Source organism: Streptomyces sp. NBC_00083, from assembly GCF_026343295.1.
In the GTDB taxonomy this organism is placed as follows: Bacteria; Actinomycetota; Actinomycetes; order Streptomycetales; family Streptomycetaceae; genus Streptomyces.
Window position 1 is genome coordinate 777,742 of the sequence record NZ_JAPELY010000001.1, and the last position, 20,796, is coordinate 798,537.

The window sequence follows — 20,796 nt, forward strand, 5'->3', positions numbered from 1 at the left end:
CGCGGCGGCCTCCCGACCGGTGGGCGCCCCATCGGCCGGGCACCGGGCCGAGGGCTCCTCAGGCCGCCGTGAGCGCCGCCAGGGCGCGGTCCATCGCGGCGTTGAAATCCTCCGGCGCCAGTGGCAGCCGGGACTTGACGTCCCGGCTCCACTGGTCGGCGAGGACCTCGGCGGAGCCCGCCTCGACGCCGTCGAGTGCCGCGTCGGCCAGCTCCGACGGCGCGATCTTGGCCACGGGCCACCCCGCGGCCATGTCGGTGTCGGCCAGGCCGAGGTGCACCGCCGTCACGAGCGTGCCCTGTTCGGCGAGCTCCAGGCGGACGCCGTTGGTCATGGCCCAGGCGGCAGCCTTGGTCAGGTGGTAGGCATTGGCGCCCGCGCCCCCGAACCACGACATGGCGGAGAGGACGTTCACGATCGCGCCTCCGCCGTTCCCGGCGAGCGTCGGCGCGAACTCCCGGATCATTCCCAGGTGGCCGAACACATTGGTCTCCAGCTCCTGCCGCACCGCGTCCAGCGCACCGGTCACCAGGTCGGTCCCCGTCTGGATCCCCGCGTTGTTGACGAGCAGCGAGACGTCCGGAGCGGCCTCGGCGGCGGCCCTGACGGATGCGGGATCGGTGATGTCGAGGGTCAGCACCTCGACCCCGGGCAGGTCCACGGACTCCGGCCGGCGGGCCGCCGCGTAGACCTTGCGGGCGCCCCGTTCGAGCAGGCGCTGGGCGAAGGCGCGGCCCAGGCCGCGGTTGGCTCCGGTGACAAGGGCAACTGAGTTGTTGATGTCCATGCCCGGTACGCTAGAACCTGACGTTGGCGTCAGAGGCAAGTGCCGGTCGTCGGGACCGCGGTGAGGGGAGTCGTCATGACCGTCACGGAGGCCGCGACCGAACGGCTGGTCCGCATCGGCGAGGTGGCGCGGGGCGCCGGCGTCTCGGTACGCGCCGTGCGCTACTACGAGCAGCAGGGACTCCTCGTCGCGGAGCGCAGCCCATCCGGCCAGCGCCTCTACCGGCAGGACGCCGTGCCCCTGGTGCGCTTCTTCCAGCAGATGTTCGCCGCCGGCCTGTCCAGCCGAAGGATCACCGAACTCCTTCCGTGCTGGGACGCCGGGCACACCGACGCCGAACAACGGGCCATGCTGCGCGCCGAGCGCGACCGCATCCAGGCCAAGGCCGACGACCTGCAGGCCGCCCTGAAACGCCTCGACGAGGTCATCGCGATCACGGACACCCACCCGTAGACGCGGCCGATTCGGACGGCGCACCAGCGATCCACGTCGGGGGTACCGGCTGGAGCGCTGGCTGGAGTGCTAGTACGACAGGCCGTGGCCGATCGGGTAGAGGTCGCGGGTCGGGTCGTCGGCTCGGGGCACGGCTACCGGGAGGCGGCCTCGGGGATGGGACCGGCCCGTCAACACCCGTGCCGCTGCGCGGAGTTCGACGTCCGTCCAGGAGTGCGTCGCGAGGGATGCTCCGAATCCGCTCAGGTACGCGATGTCGTACGGGTTGCGCAGCGCGAGGTGTACCACCGGCACACCTGTCGCGCCCAGGGCCGTCACGAGTCGGCTCTGGGCGCCACCCGGCCCCGCGTCGTACGTGCCGACGATCACCGCGTCGTGTCCCGCGCACGCCGCGACCGCCGCGTCGATCCGGGCGGGGGAGGGCGTGGTCCCCGTCGGCAACGCCGTTGTGCTGAAGCCGAGTTCGGAGAGCGCGGCCGCGAGGACGGACGTCGGCGGGCCCGTCGTGCCGGACGGCGAGTCCGGGTCCGCGCCCACGACGAGCAGCCGCTCGTGCCGCCGCCGCGACAGCGGCAGCAGACCGCCCGCGTTGGCGAGCAGCGTCGTCGTGCGCTCCGCGATCCCGTCCGCCGCGCGCAGGTGCGCCCGCGTGCCCACGATCCGGTCCACGCCCCGCGCGGACACGTACGGCCGGGCGAAGAGGCCCCGGCGCTCCTTGAGCCGCAGGATCCGCAGTACCGACGCGTCGAGCCGCGCCTCGCTCAGCTCCCCGCTCGCCACCGCCGCCCGCACCCCGCCGAACGCCACGTCCAGCTTGGGCGGATCGAGCAGCTGGTCGACGCCCGCCCCGAGTGCCAGCACCGGCACCCGGTCGTCCCCGTACTTGTCGCGTACGCCCTTCATGCCGAGCGAGTCCGTGATGACGACCCCGTCGTAGCCGAGCTGTTCGCGCAGGATGCCGGTGAGGATGGGGTGGGAGAGCGTCGCCGGGTCGTTGCTCGGGTCGAGCGCCGGGAACTGGATGTGCGCCGTCATGATCGCGTCGATCCCGGCCGCGATCGCGGCCCTGAACGGCGGCGCGTCGAGCCGCTCCCACTCCTCGCGGCTGTGCGTGATCACCGGAATTCCGGTGTGGCTGTCCACGCTCGTGTCGCCGTGCCCCGGAAAGTGCTTCGCGGTCGCGGCGACGGACGACTCCTGGTAGCCGCGCACCTCCGCCGCGACCATCCGCGCCACGGCGGACGGGTCCGCGCCGAAGGACCGTACGCCGATGACCGGGTTGGCGGGGTTGATGTTCACGTCGGCGTCGGGCGAGTAGTCCTGGCGAATGCCGATCGCGGCGAGCTCCGCGCCCGAGATCCGGCCCAGCGTGCGGGCGTCCTCCGGCGAACCGCCCGCGCCCATCGCCATCGCGCCCGGGAAGAGCGTGGCGGGCTTCCCGACCCGGCACACGGCGCCGTGCTCCTGGTCGGTGGCGATGAGCAGGGGCAGGGGTACGCGCTGGGCGAGCCCCGCGGCCTGGATGCCGTTGGAGAGGTCCGCGATCTGGTGCGGGTCACGGGTGTTGTGCGCCCAGCTGAAGTAGATGATGCCGCCCACGTGGTACGTGGCGATCAGCTCGGCGGCGTCGCGCACGCCGATCTCGCGGAGGTTGGCGTCGATGTCCGCCTGGTCGGGCGCGGTCGCGGAGGCCCCGTAGATCCGCATGACGAAGAGCTGGCCGATCTTCTCCTCGACCGACATGCGGGCGACGATCGCGCGCAACCGCCGGTCGGTGTCGCGCCGCGCTGCGATCGGGGCGGCGGCCGAAGCGGGGAGCCGGGACCCGAGGGCGGTCGCGGCGGCCAGGGCGGCGGTGGTGGTCAGGAGGCTGCGTCTTGAGGTGCGGTGCTGCACGTGCGGCTCCTTCCGGCGAAGCGGTGTTGCCGGGCGTGGAAGAAACTTCCACGCCCGAACCGTCATCCGAAAGTAAGTGCCGGTCAAGGCTTTGCGCACGACCCCCCGCCCCGGCGCGCCGCGCCCGCCCCGCATCGGGGTGTCGCTGTTGCGCGTGTCGCTGTCGCGCGGAGAACCTCACCGACCGGTGAGCCGGGACAGGTGGTCGTGGCTTGCCTGGAGGAGGCCGGGGAGGGGGGCGGCCCTGGGGTACCAGCGCTTTTCGTACTCCCAGCACAGCCAGCCGTCCGGCGGGAGCGGGGCGACGCAGGCGGGGAGGGGGAGTACGCCCGCGCCGAGGGGGAGCGGGGTGGTGTCCTCGGCGGAGGCGATGTCCTTCACCTGGGTGTAGCCGAGGTGGGGGGAGAGGTGGGTGAACGACTCCGCCGGGGTCTCGCCGCCGAGCCAGGTGTGCATGACGTCCCAGAGCGCGCCCGCGCCGACGTGGTCCACGCGGTCCAGGACGCGGGCGGCGGCTCTGCCGGTGCGGTGCGAGTCGTGGGTTTCGAGGAGGATGCGGATGCCGTGGCGGTGGGCGAGGGGGGCGGCCTCCGCGAGGCGGCGTACGGCGGTGTCGTCGGCGGTGGAGGTGCCGGTCCCGGTGTCGGTCGCGGTGTCGGGTTCGGCGCCACCGGGGAAGACGCGGATGTACTTGGCGCCCAAGTCGCTTGCCAGGTGGATGAGTTCGGGGAGGTCGGTGGTGTCGGCGGGGTCCGCTACGCGGGCGTACGCGGCGAGGGTGAGGATCTCGACGCCGGCGGCCTCGAAGAGGCGGGCGACGGCCCTGCGCTGCGCGGCGTCGAGGGCGGGGTGGACGGGTTCTTCGGGGTGGGTGCGGAGTTCCACGCCGTGGTAGCCGGAGCGTGCGGCGAGGTCGGCGACGCGGGGGAGGGGGGTGTGGGGGAGGCCGAGGGTGGAGAGGGCGAGCTGCATGGGGGCGCCTTTCCGGTGCGGGGTGCTTCCAGGGTGCGGGGTGGAGGACCGCCCGCGCAGTTCCCCGCGCCCCTGGGTGGGTTGCCCTTGGCAGGGTGCCGGGCATCGGCTCCGCCCTTGGCAGGGTGTGGCATCGGCTCCGCCCTTGCCTGGGTGCCTGGCATGGGTATCCCGCCCCTGGCAGGGTGCCTGGCATGGGTATCCCGCCCTTGGCAGGGTGCTTGGCATGGGCATCCCGCCCTTGGCAGGGTGCCTGGTCTCGGCATCTTCAGCCTGTCCGGCGTTTGAGGACGAGCGCCCTTCAGGCGCGAACGGGGTCTGGGGCGGAGCCCCAGGGGTTTGGACCTCAGCCCGTTCATAACCCCCGGAGGGTTTCGGGAAGGGGCGGGGTGGGGTGACTTCCCGGGGCGGAGCCCCAGAGGCCCGGCTTTCGTCCGCAGACCGTGCTGGGGCACCCGCGCAGTTCCCCGCGCCCCTAAAAGTAGGGCACCGGTGCCGCAGCCCCCAGCCCGCGCCCACCGCGGCGGAGCCGGGCAAAAGGCACAGCCCTGCGCCCCTAGCAGGGCACCCGGCACCGAGCCCACAGCCCCGCGCCCGCGTAGGGCACCCGGCACCGAGCCCGTCGCCCGCGCCCACCGCGGCGGTGCGTGTTTCACGGGGGCAGGATGCTCGTCGCGCGGGCCACCGTGTCGGTGAGCAGGGCCGTGCCGTCCCCCGCCCACAGGTCCTCGTTGAACAGTTCCACCTCCACCGGCCCCGCGTAGCCGACCGCGTCGAGCAGCCCGCACCACTCCGCGAAGTCGACGCACCCCTCGCCCAACTGGCCCCGCCCCGTCAGCACCCCCGCGGGCAGCGGCGTGACCCAGTCCGCCAGTTGGAACGCGTGGACGCGGCCGGACGCCGCCGCCCGCCGCACCGCCGCGGGCGCCGCGTCGTCCCACCACACGTGGTACGTGTCGACCACCACGCCCACCTGCGACGACGGGAACCGTTCCGCGAGAGCCAGGGCCTGGTCGAGCGTGGACACCACACAGCGGTCCGACGCGAACATCGGGTGCAGCGGCTCGATGGCGAGCCGCACGCCCCGCTCCCCGGCGTACGGGGCGAGCGAGGCCAGCGCGTCGGCGACCCGCTCCCTCGCGCCGGCGAGGTCCTTGGAGCCGGCCGGGAGCCCGCCCGACACGAGCACCAGCGTGTCCGTGCCGAGCGCCGCCGCCTCGTCGATAGCCGCGCGGTTGTCGGCGAGCGCCGCGGCCCGCTCGGCGGGGTCGATCGCCGTGAGGAACCCGCCCCGGCAGAGCGAGGACACCTCAAGTCCCGTGTCGCGCACGAGCTTTGCCGCCGCCTCCAGGCCGTACGCCGCCACCGGCTCGCGCCACAGGCCGACCCCGCGCACCCCGAGCCGTCCGCACGCCTGCGCCAGCTCCGGCAGGGAGAGCTGCTTCACCGTCATCTGGTTGATGCTGAAGCGGGCCGGGGGGACGGTCATGGCCGTGGTCATTGCGGGACTCCGTACACCGTCAGGAGGGACCTCATGCGGGACTCCGCCCGCCCGGGATCGGGGAACAGGCCGAGCCCGTCCGCCAGTTCGTACGCCCGCGCGAAGTGCCGCAGCGAGCGTGCCGACTGGAGGCCGCCGACCATCGTGAAGTGCGACTGGTGCCCCGCCAGCCACGCCAGGAACACCACGCCCGTCTTGTAGAAGCGGGTCGGAGGCTCGAAGAGGTGCCGGGACAGCTCGACCGTCGGGTCGAGGGCGGCACGGAACGCTTCGGTGTCGCCCTTGTCGAGCAGGCGCACCGCCTCCGCCGCCAGCGGCCCCAACGGGTCGAAGATGCCCAACAGGGCGTGACTGAAGCCCTGTTGGTCGCCCGCGATCAGCTCGGGATAGTGGAAGTCGTCGCCCGTGTAGCACCGGACGCCGGCGGGCAGGCGGCGCCGCAGCTCCACCTCGCGGCGGGCGTCGAGGAGGGACACCTTGATGCCGTCGACCTTGTCGGGGTGCGCGGCGATGACGTCGAGGAAGGTCTCCGTGGCCGCGTCCAGGCCGGGCGAGCCCCAGTAGCCGTCGAGCGCCGGGTCGAACATCGGGCCCAGCCAGTGCAGGATCACCGGCCCGGACGCCTGGCGCAGCAGCTCCCCGTACACCGCGAGGTAGTCCTCGGCGCCGCGGGCCGCCGCCGCGAGGGCGCGCGACGCCATCAGGATCGGCTGCGCCCCCGCCTCCTCGACCAGCGCGAGCTGCTCCTCGTACGCCGCCCGCACCTCGGCGAGCCCGCCCGAGGCGAGCTGGTCCGTTCCGACACCGCAGGCGATCCGTCCGTCAACCGCCTTGGCCTCGGCGGCACTTCGGCGGATCAGCTCGGCGGCGGCGGGCCAGTCGAGGCCCATGCCGCGCTGTGCCGTGTCCATCGCCTCCGCGACGCCGAGCCCGTGCGACCACAGGTGGCGGCGGAAGGCGAGCGTGGCGTCCCAGTCGACGGCGGCGGGTCCGTCGGGCGGGGCATCGGCATACGGGTCCGCGACCACGTGCGCGGCCGAGAAGACCGTACGGGAGTGGGGCGGCGGGCCCGGCGGCAGCGCGAGCGGGACCGCGCGGGGCTCGTACCGCCGGGTCGTGCCGTCGGGGCCGGGAAGGAGGAGGCTCACAGGGCGATCTCCGGCACGTCGAGACGGCGGCCCTCCGCGCAGGAGCGCAGGCCGAGTTCGGCGAGCTGCACGCCGCGCGCGCCCGCGAACAGGTCCCAGTGGTAGGGCTCGTCGAGTACGACGTGCCGCAGGAACAGCTCCCACTGCGCCTTGAACCCGTTGTCGAACGTGTCGTTGTCCGGCACCTCCTGCCACTGCGCGCGGAACGGCTCGGTGGCGGGAAGGTCGGGGTTCCACACCGGCTTCGGCGTCGAACCGCGGTGCTGGACACGGCAGGTGCGCAGGCCCGCGACGGCCGAGCCCTCCGTGCCGTCCACCTGGAACTCGACGAGCTCGTCGCGGTGGACGCGCACCGCCCACGAGGAGTTGATCTGGGCGATCGCGCCGCCCTCCAGCTGGAAGATCCCGTACGCGGCGTCGTCGGCGGTCGCCGCGTACGGCTTGCCCTGCTCGTCCCAGCGCTGCGGGATGTGGGTGGCGGTCTGCGCGGTCACGGCGGTGACCCGGCCGAACAGCTCGTGCAGGACGTACTCCCAGTGCGGGAACATGTCCACGACGATGCCGCCGCCGTCCTCGCGCCGGTAGTTCCAGGACGGGCGCTGCGCGCCCTGCCAGTCGCCCTCGAAGACCCAGTAGCCGAACTCGCCCCGCACGGACAGGATCCGGCCGAAGAATCCGCCGTCGACCAGGCGCTTCAGCTTCAGCAGACCCGGCAGGAAGAGCTTGTCCTGGACGACGCCGTGCTTGACGCCGGCCGCGCGGGCGCGCCGGGCCAGGTCGAGCGCGCCGGCGAGGCCCGTCGCGGTCGGCTTCTCGGTGTAGATGTGCTTGCCGGCCGCTATGGCCTTGCCGAGCGCCTCCTCGCGGGCGGACGTCACCTGGGCGTCGAAGTAGATGTCGACGCCCGGGTCGGCGAGCACCGCGTCCAGGTCCGTCGACCACTCGGTGAGGCCGTGCCGGTCGGCCATCGCCTTGAGCGCGTGGTCGCGCCGGCCGACCAGGACGGGCTCCGGCCACAGCGTGGTTCCGTCGCCGAGGTCGAGGCCGCCCTGTTCGCGCAGGGCGAGGAGGGAGCGTACGAGGTGCTGGCGGTAACCCATGCGTCCGGTGACGCCGTTCATGGCGATCCGCACGGTCCTGCGTGACGACGTCGTCATCCGATCCCTCCGAGTCATGCGATCACTCCGGGCTGTTTCCGGGGATAGTAAGCGCTTTCTACAGGGCAGGACGCTAGCCTGCGCACAGCGCCTCCGACAAGAGGCCGAATGCTTGAACGGCCGGGCAGTGGTTCGACCGTGGCCCCGGGACGGTTCCGGGACGCGGCGGCACGGTGCGACCTGGCCGGCCGCGGTTCCACCACCACGGCCCGAACGGTGCGGAGGCAGAGATGACAGCGACCCTGGCGGACGTGGCGGCACGGGCCCAGGTGTCCCCGGCGACCGTCTCACGCGTGCTCAACGGCAACTATCCGGTGGCGGCGGCCACGCGGGAGCGGGTGCTGCGCGCGGTCGACGAGCTCGACTACGTCCTGAACGGGCCCGCGAGTTCGCTCGCCGCGGCCACGTCCGATCTGGTCGGCATCCTGGTCAACGACATCGCCGACCCGTTCTTCGGCATCATCGCGGGGGCGGCGCAGGCCGCGATCGGCGAGGAGGGCGGGGTGCGCGGGGGGCGCGAGAAGCTCTCCGTCATCTGCAACACCGGGGGCTCGCCGGAGCGCGAACTCACCTATCTGACGCTGCTCCAGCGCCAGCGCGCGGCGGCGGTCATCGTGACGGGCGGCGCGCTGGAGGACCCCGAGCACGCGGCGGCGGTCGGCGCGAAGCTGGCGCGGCTGGCCGACGCGGGTACGCGGATCGTGCTGTGCGGGCGGCCCCCGCTGTCCGGCGACAGCGTCACGGCGACGCTCGCCTTCGACAACCGGGGCGGCGGCCGGCGCCTCGCGGAACACCTCATCGGCCTCGGCCACCGCCGGATCGGGTACGTGGCCGGGCCCACCGAGCGCACCACGACCCGGCACCGGCTCGAAGGCCACCAGGCCGCGCTCGCTGAGGCCGGGCTCCTGCTCGACCACCTGGTGGTGCACGGGTCGTACGACCGGCGTTCCGGGTACGACGCGACGCTCGAACTCCTGCGCAGGGACGGGGAGTTGACTGCCGTGGTCGCGGCGAACGACACGGTGGCGCTGGGGGCGTGTGCGGCGCTGCGGGACCGGGGGATCTCCGTGCCGGGGGACGTGTCGGTGGCGGGGTTCGGGGATCTGCCGTTCAGCGCGGACGCGGTGCCGGGGCTGACGACGGTGCGGTTGCCGTTGGCGGAGGCGGGGGCTCGGGCGGGCCGTCTCGCCCTCGCTCTCGATCCGGCTCCGCCGGGGGGGATCGCGACGGTCCACGGCGAACTGATGGTGCGGGCGTCGACCGCGGCGGTGCGGCGGGCGGGGTAGGGCTCCGGGGCGCGGCTTCGGGGGCCGTGCGGGCTTGCCCGCGCAGTTCCCCGCGCCCCTGGGTGGGCCGGCTTTGGGCAGGGTGCCCAGTCTCGGCACCCTCAGCCTGTCCGGCGTTTGAGGACGAGCGCCCTTAAGGCGCGAACGGGGTCTGGGGCGGAGCCCCAGCGACCCCCCGGACTTCGGGTGCGGACCGTGCTGGGGCGCCCGCGCAGTTCCCCGCGCCCCTGGGTGGGTTGGCCCTTGGGCGGGGTGCCTGGTGTCGGCGCCCTCGGGGCCACGGCCCAGGCGGGGGTGGCCTGGGCGGCATGCCCAGTGCGGGCCGGCTACTGGGGGGCCGGGGTCAGGGAGGTGCAGGGGCGGAGGGAGGTGAGGCGGGAGGTCACGGACTGGGCCGCCGCCCCGGACTGCGGCATGGGCACACCCCGCCCATCCACCACCGCCGGCGCGAAGCCCTGCTTCACCACCCGGCCCCGAGCGATCGTCAACGTGGCGATCCCGCTGTCGTTGGAGTGCGGATACGGCGACGTCCCGTACCAAAGCAGGTTCCCCAGGCCGTAGTTGACGTACGTCCTGCCCAGCATCCCCGACCCCAGCATCACGTGCGCGTGCGTACCGACCACCGCCGTCGCCCCCGCCGCGGACAGCTTCGCGGCGATGGACTTCTGCTCGGGCCCCGGGCAGCTCTGCCCCTCCGTACCCCAGTGCAGGTACACCACGACCACATCGGCCCGCGCCTTCGCCCGCTTCACCGCCGCGACGAGCTTCGTCGTGTCGAGCGCGGAGGCTATGCCGGGCTTCTTGGGGCCGGCCCGGAACTTGTCGTTGGTCAGGTCCATCACCTGGCTCGCCGCGACGACGGCCAGCTTCACCCCGCGGATGTCCTTGACGTACGGCTTGTACGCCTCGGCCTCGTTCGCCCCGATCCCGAGGACCGGTATCGGCGCGTGGTGCACGGCGTCGAGCGTGTCGGCGAGGCCCGCCGGGCCGTAGTCGACGGCGTGGTTGTTGGCCATCGACACCGCGTCCACCCCCGACTTCTGGAGCGCGGTCAGCGCGCTCGGCGGCGTACGGAAGTGGTACAGCTTCGGCTCGGCGGAGCCGCGCGTGGTGATCGCCGTCTCCAGGTTGACCATCGCGAAGTCGGCGCTCGCGACGGTCCTGGATATCGGGCCGAGCGCCGGGTCGGCGGGGGTCGCGTTCAGGCGGGACGCGGTCCGCTCGGTGAAGTGGACGTCGCCGCCGAACGCGAGCGTGATCGTGCCCGGCGGAAGGGACGGGGTGGGCCCGGCCGTTATGTCGACCTGCGCCTCGGGGCTCGCGGCGGACTGGGCCGCGCCCGACTGCACGGCGGCCGGAGCGCCGGACGGCGCGCCCGAGCACGCCGTGACCGCCAGCAGGACACCGAGGGCCAGCGCGGAAGCCTGAGCGGCGACGGTGTGGCGCGAGTGGGCCCTGGGGCGGGCGGGGGCGGGCATGCGCGTCAGAGTATTCGTATGGGCGTACGAGACGGCGCCGGGGGTGGGCGCGGCGGTGCAGCGGGCGCGCGGACGGGGTGTGACGCGGGCGCCCGGGTGAGGGAGGCGTACTAAGGAGGCAGGATGGGGGAAGTGATGCCAGGACGGGGCCACGATCACGATCGGAGACAGTCATGGCGGGTTTTCTCGACCGGGCCAAGGAGCAGGCGCAGAGCGCCATGCAACAGGGCAAGCAGAAGGTGGACGAGGTCCAGCAGCAGCGGGCCGGCAACGACCTCCTGAAGAAGCTCGGCGCGGCGTACTACGCGGAGCGGCACGGCGGCGGGTCGGAGGCCACGACCCAGCTGGCGCTGGCCGCCCTTGAGGCGCACATCGCGGCCCACGGCGACGCGTTCCTGCGCAGCGGCGGCGCCTGACCCAGCCGACCCCGCCCCCGCCCCGGCCCAGGCCGGCGCGGGGGCGATGCCGTCGCGGACGCGGCCGGTCTGCTGCCCGGTGGGGGTACGACCTCGGTACCCGGCCTGGGCCGGGGCGGGCACCGGCGCCCCCGGCGGCGGCGCCGATTCCCGGAGCGGGGGCCGGCCACGATCCCGCGGGCCGCCGACTCCCGGTGGGGCCGCCCCGGTGCGCGTGCGGGCTACCTCTTCGTTCCGCCGCCCAGGATCTGGCCCAGGATGTCCCCGAGGCCGCCGCCCCCGGAGGCGCCGCCCGCGCCGGGTGCCGTGCCCTGTGCGCCGGACTTCGTGGCCGCCCGCTTGGTCAGCACCGCGAGTGCCACCGGCAGGACGACCTCCAGGGCCTTCGTCACCGTGGCCGGGGGCAGTCCGGTCTTCTTGGCCACCGCGTTCGCGACCGGCCGGGCCACCTTCGCGAGCATCCCGGCCGCGAGACCGCCGCTCAGCATCCCGCCGAGGCCGCCACCGAGGGTGGCCACGCCCTGCAGGGGGGTGTCCCCGGGGGCCGGCTCGGGTTCGGCGGCTGCCGCCTCCGTGACGGCCTGGCGGACCTCGTCCTGGCCGTCCTGCGGCAGATCGCCCGAGAGTGTGGACATCGTCGTCCCCACCATGTCCCGCGCGCCCGCCGCGTCCGTGTCGAGGAGCCCGGCGATCCGCTGGAGCCCGTCGTCGCCGAGCTCGTCCAGGACGTCCTGCTGCAGGGGCCGGTCGGAAGGAGATGCGTCGTGAGTCATGGGTCGAACGCTACTTTTGCCCCGCTTCGTCGGCATGTCGAGCGTGCGGCGGGCGGGGGCCGGGCGGCCGGGAAAATTACTGCCCGCAATCGTGCAACCCTTCCGGCGTGACGGATGTCTTTAGGTAGGTCAGCGCTTCAGGGGAGGGATCCGGGGGGATTTCGAGGAGCGTTGACGGGGAGGGAAAATCAAGGGGCCCGGTCGACGGGCCGGGCCCCCTTGAACCCCTGTGGCCCCACCGTTCCCATCGACCCCGGTGCTCCCATCGCGTCCCATCGGTCCCGGTGAACCCCGCAGCCCCCTTGCGCACCCCGACTCCCTTGGTACGAAGCCGTGTTGTCCGCATTGTCAGTGCGGGGCGGTAGCGTCGGGGCATGGCGAGTCTCACGGGTACGGCGGTGGTGGAGGGCGTCCTCGAACGGATCACGTACGCCAATGAGGAGAGCGGATACACCGTCGCACGGGTCGATACCGGCCGGGGCGGCAACGACCTCCTCACGGTGGTCGGCGCGCTGCTCGGCGCGCAGCCGGGGGAGTCGCTGCGCATGGAGGGCCGCTGGGGCTCGCACCCCCAGTACGGCAAGCAGTTCACCGTCGACAACTACACGACGGTGCTGCCCGCCACCATCCAGGGCATCCGCCGCTATCTCGGCTCCGGCCTGATCAAAGGCATCGGCCCGGTCTTCGCCGACCGCATCACCCAGCACTTCGGCGCCGACACGCTCGACATCATCGAGCAGGAGCCGAAGCGCCTGATCGAGGTGCCGGGGCTCGGACCCAAGCGGACCAAGAAGATCGCGGCCGCCTGGGAGGAGCAGAAGGCGATCAAGGAGGTCATGGTCTTCCTGCAGGGCGTCGGCGTCTCCACCTCCATCGCGGTGCGCATCTACAAGAAGTACGAGGACGCCTCGATCTCCGTCGTGAAGAACCAGCCCTACCGGCTCGCCGCCGATGTCTGGGGCATCGGGTTCCTCACCGCCGACACGATCGCCCAGGCCGTCGGCATCCCGCACGACAGCCCGGAGCGCGTGAAGGCGGGCCTTCAGTACGCGCTGTCGCAATCCACCGACCAGGGGCACTGCTTCCTGCCCGAGGAGCGGCTGATCGCGGACGCGGTGAAGCTCCTCCAGGTCGACACCGGGCTCGTCATCGAGTGCCTCGCGGAGCTGATCGCCGAGGAGGGCGCCGTGCGCGAGAAGGTGCCGGGGCCCGACGGGGGCGAGCCCGTCGTCGCCGTCTACCTCGTGCCGTTCCACCGCGCTGAGCTGTCGCTAGCCGCCCAGGTGGGCCGGCTCCTGCGGACCGGCGAGGACCGGATGCCGGGCTTCGTCGGGGTGGACTGGGACAGGGCGCTCGGCTGGCTGGCCACCCGCACCGGCGCCGAGCTCGCCCCCGAGCAGCAGGAGGCCGTCAAGCTCGCCCTCACCAGCAAGGTGGCCGTGCTCACCGGAGGGCCCGGCTGCGGCAAGTCGTTCACGGTCCGCTCGGTGGTGGAGCTGGCCCGCGCCAAGAAGGCCAAGGTGGTGCTCGCCGCGCCGACCGGGCGGGCCGCCAAGCGCCTGGCCGAGCTGACCGGCGCCGAGGCCTCCACCGTGCACCGCCTGCTGGAACTGAAACCGGGCGGGGACGCGGCGTACGACAAGGACCGGCCGCTCGACGCGGACCTGGTCGTCGTCGACGAGGCCTCCATGCTCGACCTGCTCCTCGCCAACAAGCTGGTCAAGGCGGTGGCCCCCGGCGCCCATCTGCTGATGGTGGGCGACGTCGACCAGCTGCCCTCGGTCGGCGCCGGAGAGGTGCTGCGCGATCTGCTCGCCGAGGGCGGGCCCGTGCCCCGCGTGCGGCTGACGCGCATCTTCCGCCAGGCTCAGCAGTCCGGCGTCGTCACCAACGCGCACCGCATCAACTCCGGTGCTCCGCCCCTCACTTCGGGCCTCGACGACTTCTTCCTGTTCGTGGAGGACGAGACGGAGGACGCGGGCCGCCTCACCGTCGACGTGGCGGCCCGGCGCATCCCCGCGAAGTTCGGGCTCGACCCGCGCCGCGACATCCAGGTGCTGGCGCCGATGCACCGCGGCCCGGCCGGCGCGGGCGCCCTCAACGGCCTGCTCCAGCAGGCGATCACCCCGGCCCGGCCCGACCTTCCGGAGAAGAGGTTCGGCGGGCGGGTGTTCCGCGTCGGCGACAAGGTCACCCAGATCCGCAACAACTACGACAAAGGCAAGAACGGCGTCTTCAACGGCACCGTCGGCGTGGTCACCGCGCTCAACCTCGACGACCAGTGCCTGACGGTCCTGACCGACGAGGACGAGGAGGTGCCGTACGACTTCGACGAGCTGGACGAGCTGTCCCACGCCTACGCCGTGACGATCCACCGCTCCCAGGGCAGCGAGTACCCGGCCGTCGTCATCCCGGTCACCACGAGTGCGTGGATGATGCTTCAGCGCAATCTGCTCTACACGGCGGTGACCCGGGCCAGGAAGCTCGTCGTCCTGGTGGGGTCCCGCAAGGCGATCGGCCAGGCGGTCCGCACGGTTTCCGCAGGCAGGCGCTTCACCGCACTGGCCCACCGGCTGGCAGGGGGCACTTTGGTGTGAAACTCCACCCCGGACTTTCCTAACCGGGGCGAAGGGGGCAGGATGAGCAGGTTGACGGCACTGAGTGCCGTGAATAAGCCCAATGGGCGACCCCGAGTGCACTCTGCTGAGCCAAATGGGGGATGGTAGAGACAGTCAGGGCACCTCGAAGAAGAGGCACTACGTCGGTGAGGGATGACGTGAGCGAGAACGCGAACAACGCTGTAGTACTGCGGTTCGGCGATGGCGAGTACACCTACCCGGTGATCGACAGCACCGTCGGCGACAAGGGCTTCGACATCGGGAAGCTCCGAGCCCAGACCGGGCTGGTCACCCTCGACAGCGGATATGGCAACACCGCCGCCTATAAATCCGCCATTACCTACCTGGACGGTGAGCAGGGCATCCTGCGCTACCGCGGGTACCCGATCGAGCAGCTCGCGGAGCGCTCGACCTTCGTCGAGGTCGCGTACCTGCTGATCAACGGCGAGCTTCCGACCGTCGACGAGCTCTCCAGCTTCAAGGACGAGATCACCGGTCACACGCTGCTCCACGAGGACGTGAAGCGGTTCTTCGACGGCTTCCCGCGTGACGCCCACCCGATGGCGATGCTGTCGTCCGTGGTGTCCGCGCTGTCCACGTTCTACCAGGACAGCCACAACCCGTTCGACGAGAAGCAGCGCCACCTGTCCACGATCCGGCTGCTCGCCAAGCTGCCGACGATCGCGGCGTACGCGTACAAGAAGTCGATCGGCCACCCCTTCGTCTACCCGCGCAACGACCTCGGCTACGTCGAGAACTTCCTGCGCATGACGTTCTCGGTGCCGGCCCAGGAGTACGAGCTGGACCCGGTCGTCGTCTCGGCGCTGGACAAGCTGCTCATCCTGCACGCGGACCACGAGCAGAACTGTTCGACCTCCACCGTGCGTCTGGTCGGCTCCTCGCAGGCCAACATGTTCGCGTCGATCTCGGCCGGCATCAGCGCGCTGTGGGGCCCCCTGCACGGCGGCGCCAACCAGTCCGTCCTGGAGATGCTGGAAGGCATCCAGGCCAACGGCGGCGATGTCGACTCCTTCATCCGCAAGGTGAAGAACAAGGAGGACGGCGTCCGCCTGATGGGCTTCGGCCACCGGGTGTACAAGTCCTTCGACCCGCGCGCCAAGATCATCAAGGCCGCCGCGCACGACGTCCTCTCGGCCCTCGGCAAGTCCGACGAGCTGCTCGACATCGCGCTGAAGCTGGAAGAGCACGCGCTGAGCGACGACTACTTCGTCTCGCGCAACCTGTACCCGAACGTGGACTTCTACACGGGTCTGATCTACCGCGCCATGGGCTTCCCGACCGAGATGTTCACGGTCCTCTTCGCCCTCGGCCGCCTCCCGGGCTGGATCGCCCAGTGGCACGAGATGATCAAGGAGCCCGGCTCCCGCATCGGCCGCCCCCGCCAGATCTACACCGGCGAGGTGCTCCGGGACTTCGTTCCGGTTGAGGGCCGCTGAGCTGAGTTGCTGGGGGTCCGGGGGTCGTCCCCCGGGCTGACACAGCACCGGCGAGGTTCTCCGGGACTTCGTTCCGGTTGAGGGCCGCTGAGCTGAGTTGCTGGGGGTCCGGGGGTCGTCCCCCGGGCTGACGCAGCACCGGTGAGGTTCTCCGGGACTTCGTTCCGGTCGAGGGCCGCTGAGTCCAGCTGCCGGTCGACGGCGGCCGAGCCGCCCCCGGACATACGGAAAGCGCCCCGCTGCCGATCCCCCCACGGGTCGGCAGTCGGGGCGCTTCCCTGTTTCCCGGTGCGGATTCCCCCCACGGGATCCGAGCCGGGGGTCTAGGCGGTCTGCCGGGGTACGTACCTGTCGGTGGGCCGCTCAAAGCTCCCGACGTACGTGCCCCGGCCAACGCGTTGCCTGGAACGTCCCCCAAGACATTCCATGGACGTCCCCCAAGACATCCGTGGCATCGCCCACTTAGACTCCCGACCCCTCCCGATGGTTACCTCAAAACCTCTGTGATCTAGATCTCTTTGTGGAGGTCAGGTGAAGGAACGCAACCGTAGGGTGTTGGGTACCACGAACATCGGGGGGAGCGCCAGAGCCGCGCCCGCGATCACCGGATTCATCCGGTTCAACTTCTTCCCGGCGCGGGTCGCGCACGGCGGAACTACGCAAAACGGCCGGGCCGCACCCGGCCGGCGCGGAGCCGGCCGGGTGCGGCCCGACGGAGGAGCGGAGGGGGTGGAGGGGAGCCGTGCCGTCAGGCGCGGCCGACCAGTTCGTACCCGGCCTCGTCGACGGCGGCCCGTACGGCCTCCTCGTCGAGCGGGGCCGCCGAGATCACGGTGACCTCGCCGGTGGCGGCGACCGCCTTCACCGAGCCGACCCCCTCGATCTCGGAGATCTCGCCGGACACCGCGCCCTCGCAGTGGCCGCAGCTCATGCCGGAGACCCGGTAGACGGTGGTGACGGCGCCCACCTGGACGTCGGCCGCCCCGTCGCCGTGGCAGGAACCGGCGGGCGAGCAGCAGGAACCGGTCGCGGCGGCGGAGATCTCGGTCTCGGCGGTCATGGCGTTCTCCTCTTCACGGGCGTACTGATCCATGGTGCGTCGGGCGTCGACGGGTCGCGGGGGACCGTGGATGCCCTCACCCACGCAACGTTATACCCCTAGGGGGTATTAAGCGAGCCGCCACGTGGGTGGCGTCGCCCGGCTCAGCCGTCACGGCGGCCGCGGTTGCCGGGGCGTCGCGCGACCCAGGTGCGGATGGTGTCGGCGAACCAGTAGGGCTTGCCGTTCTCCACGAGGTCCGGCGCCGGAAGGAGCCCGTGTTTGCGGTAGGAGCGCACGGTGTCCGGCTGCACCCGGATGTGCGCGGCGATCTCCTTGTAGGACCAGAGTCTGCGGTCGGTCATGTGCGGCACCTCCCTGCGTACGCCGCAGCGGCGGCCGGAAGGCCGTCGGGGGAGCTGCGACGCGAACGCTTGGCGATCACTCAGCCTGTGCCCGTTGAACGACGCAGAGTGAGGCCGAGGGCGTGCCTGTCGACTGCCTGTGACGCAAGACCCGCGTAATCGAGACATGTGTGACGGGAAGGAGATCCTTGTGACGAATGCGATGAAGAGCGGTGAAGCGTAGGGAAGAGCGGCGAAGCCCAACAAAAAGATCGCCAGTGGTCATGGGTGATCACCGCCGGTCAAGAGTGTGCCGAGGCGGGCGGTCCGGCCCGCTACTTGTAGAGCGCGGGGCGCGCGGTCTGTTCCACGCGGACCCGTTCGCCCGACCGCTGGGCGCGTACCCCCGCCTCGCAGACCGTCGCCGCCGCGTACCCGTCCCAGACGCTCGCTCCCTCGGCGCGGCCCCGCCGGGTCGCGTCCACCCACGCCTGCACCTCGCGGTCGTACGCGTCGGCGAACCGGACCGTGAAGTCCTGCGGGATCGCGCCGGCCGCGCGCCCCTCGGTCCGCGTCACGAGGCCGCCGCCCTCGCCGATCGAGGCCGTGCCCCGCTCGCAGACCGCCTCGCAGCGCACCTCGTACCCGAAGCCGCAGTTGACGAAGATCTCGACGTCGACCACGGCGCCGCCGTCCGTCTCGAACAGGACGAGCTGGGGATCGCCGAGCCCCGCGGGCGCGTACGAGGAGGGGCGCGGGCGCAGCACCTGTACGGAGGTGATCTCCTGGCCGAGCAGCCAGCGGGTGGCGTCCGCCTCGTGCACCACGGAGTCGCGGATCAGCATCTCGGTGGTGAAGAAGGACGGCGACGCCGCGTTGCGGTGGCGGCAGTGCAGCATCAGGGGGCGGCCCAACTCGCCCCGCTCAAGGATCTGTTGGAGCTCCTGGTACTCGCGGTCGTACCGGCGCATGAAGCCCACCGTGGCAAGGCGGTGCCCGAGGCGCTGTTCCGCCGCCATGACGCGCAGGGCGCCGGCCGGGTCGGGGGTGAGCGGCTTCTCGCACAGGACCGGCAGGCCGCGCGCGAAGGCGTCGAGCAGGGCCGCCTCGTGGGCCGGGCCCGAGGAGGCGACGAGGACGGCGTCCACGCCGGGCGCGCTCATCGCCGCGGCCGGGTCGGTGTGCACCGAGCACCCCTCGATGCCCGCGGCGACGGCGCCCGCGCGTTCCGCGTCCAGGTCGGCGACGGCGGCCACGCGGGCGCCGCCGATCACCGAGTCGATGCGGCGCACGTGGTCGGCGCCCATGCGCCCGGTGCCGATGACGGCGATGCCGAGCGTCATGTCAGGCTCCGCAGGAACGCAGGAAGGCGCGGGTGCGCTCGGCGATCGGGCGCGGCTTGTCGGGATCGCACGGGTACATGTCCTGCTCCACGATGGCGAAGAGGTCGACGCCGAGGGCCTGGGCCGCGGCCAGGACCGGTTCGAGCGCGGGCACGCCGTGCGGCGGCTCGCACATCACGCCCCGCGCGACGGCCGGCCCGAACGGCGTTCCCTCGGCGCGGACTCGGGCCAGCACCGCCGGGTCCACCTGCTTGAGGTGGAGGTAGCCGATCCGCTCCCCGTACGTCTCGATCAGCTTGACGCTGTCGCCGCCGCAGTACGCGTAGTGCCCGGTGTCAAGACAGAGCGAGACCAGGTCGGAGTCGGTGGCGTGCAGGAACCGGGCCACGTTCTCCTCGCTGTCGATGTGGGTGTCGGCGTGCGGGTGCACCACGACGCGCAGGCCGTAGCGGTCCCGCACCTCGCGGGCCAGGCGCTCGGTCTGACCGGCGAGATCGCGCCACTGCGCGGCCGTCAGGGTGCTGTCCTCCAGGACCTCGCCGCTCTTGTCGTCGCGCCAGAACGAGGGGATCACGACGAGGTGCCGGGCGCCGGACGCCTGCGCGAGCGCGGCCACGTCCGCCACGTGCGCCCATGTCTTCTCCCACACCGCCGGGCCGTGGTGCAGCCCCGTGAAGACCGTTCCGGCCGACACCCGCAGATCGCGCAGGGCCGTCTCCTCGGCGAGGCGCGCCGGATCGGTGGGGAGATAGCCGTACGGTCCGAGTTCGATCCACCGGTAGCCGGCGCCCGCGACCTCGTCGAGGAAGCGCCGCCAGGGGACTTGGCGGGGATCGTCGGGAAACCACACGCCCCAGGAGTCGGGGGCCGAACCGATCCGGATGCGGGTCTTCGCCGTCGTCATGGGACCAGCCTTCCGAAGGCCCGGGAGAGGTGTCAAGGTCACGTCCGAATGTAAGGACAAAGATTGACAGGGTGGGAGCGGGCGGCTAGACCTGGGGCATCGGCGACCGGGCGATCCGAGGGGATGTGCATGGACGAGGCTTCGTACGGCACCGGGCGGACGGTGGCCGGATCCGAGCCCCCGTACGACGTGATCGCCATGGGGCGGATCGGCGTCGACCTCTACCCGCTGCAGACCGGCGTGTCGCTCGCGGAGGTCAGCTCCTTCGGGAAGTTCCTCGGCGGCTCGCCCTCCAATGTGGCCGTCGCCGCGGCCCGGCTCGGGCGGCGCGTCGCCCTCGTCACACGGACCGGGCGCGATCCGTTCGGCGAGTATCTCCGCACGGAGCTGGGCGAGTTCGGGGTCGATGCGCGCTGGGTCACGCCCGTCGCCGGGCTGCCCACGCCGGTCACCTTCTGCGAGGTGTTCCCGCCGGACGACTTCCCGCTCTACTTCTACCGGCTGCCCAAGGCGCCCGATCTGGAGGTGCGGGAGGAGGAGCTGGACCTCGGGGCGATCCGGGCGGCGCGGATCTTCTGGGTGACCGGGACGGGGCTGTGCGCCGAGCCCAGCCGCGCGGCGACGCTGGGCGCGCTCGGGGAGCGCGCGCACGCCGCCGGGACCGACGCCGCTCGCGGCGCCGCCGCCGGGACCGGCCCGGCTGCACCGCCCCGCCGGGCCACCGTCTTCGACCTGGACTGGCGGCCCATGTTCTGGGCGGACCCCGCCGAAGCCCGGCCCCACTACCGCGCGGCCCTCGCCCGCGCCACCGTAGCCGTCGGCAACCTCGACGAGTGCGAGGTGGCCACCGGGGAGCGGGAGCCGCTCGCCGCGGCCGAGGCGCTGCTCGCCGCCGGTGTCGAACTCGCCGTCGTCAAGCAGGGCCCCAAGGGGGTGCTCGCCCTGCACCGGGACGGGACGGTCGCGGAGGTGGCGCCGGTGCCCGTCGACGTGGTCAACGGGCTCGGCGCGGGCGACGCGTTCGGCGGTGCGCTCTGCCACGGGCTGCTCGCCGGGTGGGAGCTGGAACAGGTCATGCGGTACGCCAACGCCGCCGGCGCCATCGTCGCGTCCCGGCTCGCCTGTTCCGCCGCCATGCCCTTCCCCGCCGAGGTCGAACGCGTCCTGGAAGGCGGCCGGGTGTGAGCGCCGGCCGCGGACCGGCCGATCCCGGACCCGCCGATC

At 72.5% G+C, this 20,796-nt stretch carries 18 protein-coding genes; 6 read left to right on the plus strand and 12 right to left on the minus strand.

Annotated elements, in window-relative coordinates:
• Positions 1-58 precede the first annotated feature (58 nt).
• Positions 59-787, minus strand: coding sequence for an SDR family oxidoreductase (locus OOJ98_RS03375; RefSeq protein WP_267053103.1), 729 nt, complete (start codon positions 785-787; stop codon positions 59-61).
• A gap of 75 nt (positions 788-862) precedes the next feature.
• Between OOJ98_RS03375 and OOJ98_RS03380 the strand changes: the two genes are divergently transcribed.
• Positions 863-1,240: a MerR family transcriptional regulator gene (locus OOJ98_RS03380; protein ID WP_267053104.1), complete on the plus strand. Its 378-nt coding sequence runs from the start codon at positions 863-865 to the stop codon at positions 1,238-1,240.
• Between the two features lie 69 nt (positions 1,241-1,309).
• Here the strand turns inward: OOJ98_RS03380 and OOJ98_RS03385 are convergent, their stop codons facing one another.
• The 5 genes from OOJ98_RS03385 to OOJ98_RS03405 form a co-directional block, all read right to left on the minus strand.
• Entirely contained in the window at positions 1,310-3,136 is a 1,827-nt protein-coding gene (locus OOJ98_RS03385; protein ID WP_267053105.1) for a glycoside hydrolase family 3 protein, read from the minus strand.
• 177 nt (positions 3,137-3,313) lie between these two features.
• Positions 3,314-4,108 (minus strand): sugar phosphate isomerase/epimerase, encoded by a 795-nt coding sequence (locus OOJ98_RS03390; protein ID WP_267053106.1) that lies wholly within the window; start codon positions 4,106-4,108, stop codon positions 3,314-3,316.
• A 652-nt stretch (positions 4,109-4,760) separates the two neighbouring features.
• The gene (locus OOJ98_RS03395) at positions 4,761-5,609 is read right to left on the minus strand and encodes a sugar phosphate isomerase/epimerase (RefSeq protein ID WP_267053107.1); all 849 of its coding nucleotides are present in this window, start codon (positions 5,607-5,609) and stop codon (positions 4,761-4,763) included.
• Complete coding sequence (locus OOJ98_RS03400) at positions 5,606-6,757, minus strand: dihydrodipicolinate synthase family protein (RefSeq protein ID WP_267053108.1); 1,152 nt, start codon at positions 6,755-6,757, stop codon at positions 5,606-5,608. Before OOJ98_RS03400 ends, OOJ98_RS03395 begins: the two co-directional genes overlap by 4 nt.
• Positions 6,754-7,914, minus strand: a complete 1,161-nt coding sequence (locus tag OOJ98_RS03405) for a Gfo/Idh/MocA family protein (protein ID WP_267053109.1) — start codon at positions 7,912-7,914, stop codon at positions 6,754-6,756. The genes OOJ98_RS03400 and OOJ98_RS03405 overlap by 4 nt, the downstream gene beginning before the upstream one ends.
• A 230-nt stretch (positions 7,915-8,144) precedes the next feature.
• Here OOJ98_RS03405 and OOJ98_RS03410 point away from each other — a divergent pair, with 230 nt between their 5' ends.
• Positions 8,145-9,200: a LacI family DNA-binding transcriptional regulator gene (locus OOJ98_RS03410; protein WP_267053110.1), complete on the plus strand. Its 1,056-nt coding sequence runs from the start codon at positions 8,145-8,147 to the stop codon at positions 9,198-9,200.
• 326 nt (positions 9,201-9,526) lie between these two features.
• On the opposite strand, the gene OOJ98_RS03415 is transcribed toward OOJ98_RS03410, so the two are convergent.
• Positions 9,527-10,678 (minus strand): CapA family protein, encoded by a 1,152-nt coding sequence (locus OOJ98_RS03415; protein WP_267053111.1) that lies wholly within the window; start codon positions 10,676-10,678, stop codon positions 9,527-9,529.
• A gap of 173 nt (positions 10,679-10,851) precedes the next feature.
• Here OOJ98_RS03415 and OOJ98_RS03420 point away from each other — a divergent pair, with 173 nt between their 5' ends.
• Complete coding sequence (locus OOJ98_RS03420) at positions 10,852-11,094, plus strand: hypothetical protein (protein WP_267053112.1); 243 nt, start codon at positions 10,852-10,854, stop codon at positions 11,092-11,094.
• Between the two features lie 221 nt (positions 11,095-11,315).
• Here the strand turns inward: OOJ98_RS03420 and OOJ98_RS03425 are convergent, their stop codons facing one another.
• On the minus strand, positions 11,316-11,867 hold the full coding sequence (locus tag OOJ98_RS03425; protein WP_267053113.1) for a DUF937 domain-containing protein: 552 nt from the start codon (positions 11,865-11,867) through the stop codon (positions 11,316-11,318).
• Positions 11,868-12,241: 374 nt separating this feature from the next.
• Here OOJ98_RS03425 and OOJ98_RS03430 point away from each other — a divergent pair, with 374 nt between their 5' ends.
• Both OOJ98_RS03430 and OOJ98_RS03435 read left to right on the plus strand, forming a co-directional pair.
• A complete protein-coding gene (locus OOJ98_RS03430; RefSeq protein ID WP_267053114.1) occupies positions 12,242-14,464 on the plus strand; it encodes an ATP-dependent RecD-like DNA helicase in 2,223 nt (740 codons plus the stop codon).
• 179 nt (positions 14,465-14,643) lie between these two features.
• The gene (locus OOJ98_RS03435) at positions 14,644-15,942 is read left to right on the plus strand and encodes a citrate synthase (protein ID WP_267053115.1); all 1,299 of its coding nucleotides are present in this window, start codon (positions 14,644-14,646) and stop codon (positions 15,940-15,942) included.
• Between the two features lie 748 nt (positions 15,943-16,690).
• Here OOJ98_RS03435 and OOJ98_RS03440 read toward each other — a convergent pair.
• The 4 genes from OOJ98_RS03440 to OOJ98_RS03455 all read right to left on the minus strand — a co-directional run bounded on the left by OOJ98_RS03440 (position 16,691) and on the right by OOJ98_RS03455 (position 19,572).
• Complete coding sequence (locus OOJ98_RS03440) at positions 16,691-17,002, minus strand: heavy-metal-associated domain-containing protein (RefSeq protein ID WP_267053116.1); 312 nt, start codon at positions 17,000-17,002, stop codon at positions 16,691-16,693.
• Between the two features lie 143 nt (positions 17,003-17,145).
• Positions 17,146-17,346, minus strand: coding sequence for an AlpA family transcriptional regulator (locus tag OOJ98_RS03445; protein ID WP_267053117.1), 201 nt, complete (start codon positions 17,344-17,346; stop codon positions 17,146-17,148).
• Positions 17,347-17,660: 314 nt separating this feature from the next.
• Positions 17,661-18,668 (minus strand): Gfo/Idh/MocA family protein, encoded by a 1,008-nt coding sequence (locus OOJ98_RS03450; RefSeq protein ID WP_267053118.1) that lies wholly within the window; start codon positions 18,666-18,668, stop codon positions 17,661-17,663.
• Between the two features lies 1 nt (position 18,669).
• Complete coding sequence (locus OOJ98_RS03455) at positions 18,670-19,572, minus strand: sugar phosphate isomerase/epimerase (protein WP_267053119.1); 903 nt, start codon at positions 19,570-19,572, stop codon at positions 18,670-18,672.
• Between the two features lie 129 nt (positions 19,573-19,701).
• Between OOJ98_RS03455 and iolC the strand changes: the two genes are divergently transcribed.
• The gene (gene iolC / locus OOJ98_RS03460) at positions 19,702-20,757 is read left to right on the plus strand and encodes a 5-dehydro-2-deoxygluconokinase (RefSeq protein WP_267053120.1); all 1,056 of its coding nucleotides are present in this window, start codon (positions 19,702-19,704) and stop codon (positions 20,755-20,757) included.
• Positions 20,758-20,796: the final 39 nt, after the last annotated feature.

Excerpts from the sequence above, each read along its gene's own strand:
- OOJ98_RS03375 (WP_267053103.1), bottom strand. The coding sequence starts at position 787 with ATGGACATCAACAACTCAGTTGCCCTTGTCACCGGAGCCAACCGCGGC.
- OOJ98_RS03380 (WP_267053104.1), top strand. The coding sequence starts at position 863 with ATGACCGTCACGGAGGCCGCGACCGAACGGCTGGTCCGCATCGGCGAG.
- OOJ98_RS03390 (WP_267053106.1), bottom strand. The coding sequence starts at position 4,108 with ATGCAGCTCGCCCTCTCCACCCTCGGCCTCCCCCACACCCCCCTCCCC.
- OOJ98_RS03395 (WP_267053107.1), bottom strand. The coding sequence starts at position 5,609 with ATGACCACGGCCATGACCGTCCCCCCGGCCCGCTTCAGCATCAACCAG.
- OOJ98_RS03405 (WP_267053109.1), bottom strand. The coding sequence starts at position 7,914 with ATGACGACGTCGTCACGCAGGACCGTGCGGATCGCCATGAACGGCGTC.
- OOJ98_RS03410 (WP_267053110.1), top strand. The coding sequence starts at position 8,145 with ATGACAGCGACCCTGGCGGACGTGGCGGCACGGGCCCAGGTGTCCCCG.
- OOJ98_RS03415 (WP_267053111.1), bottom strand. The coding sequence starts at position 10,678 with ATGCCCGCCCCCGCCCGCCCCAGGGCCCACTCGCGCCACACCGTCGCC.
- OOJ98_RS03420 (WP_267053112.1), top strand. The coding sequence starts at position 10,852 with ATGGCGGGTTTTCTCGACCGGGCCAAGGAGCAGGCGCAGAGCGCCATG.
- OOJ98_RS03425 (WP_267053113.1), bottom strand. The coding sequence starts at position 11,867 with ATGACTCACGACGCATCTCCTTCCGACCGGCCCCTGCAGCAGGACGTC.
- OOJ98_RS03430 (WP_267053114.1), top strand. The coding sequence starts at position 12,242 with ATGGCGAGTCTCACGGGTACGGCGGTGGTGGAGGGCGTCCTCGAACGG.
- OOJ98_RS03440 (WP_267053116.1), bottom strand. The coding sequence starts at position 17,002 with ATGACCGCCGAGACCGAGATCTCCGCCGCCGCGACCGGTTCCTGCTGC.
- OOJ98_RS03445 (WP_267053117.1), bottom strand. The coding sequence starts at position 17,346 with ATGACCGACCGCAGACTCTGGTCCTACAAGGAGATCGCCGCGCACATC.
- OOJ98_RS03450 (WP_267053118.1), bottom strand. The coding sequence starts at position 18,668 with ATGACGCTCGGCATCGCCGTCATCGGCACCGGGCGCATGGGCGCCGAC.
- OOJ98_RS03455 (WP_267053119.1), bottom strand. The coding sequence starts at position 19,572 with ATGACGACGGCGAAGACCCGCATCCGGATCGGTTCGGCCCCCGACTCC.
- iolC (WP_267053120.1), top strand. The coding sequence starts at position 19,702 with ATGGACGAGGCTTCGTACGGCACCGGGCGGACGGTGGCCGGATCCGAG.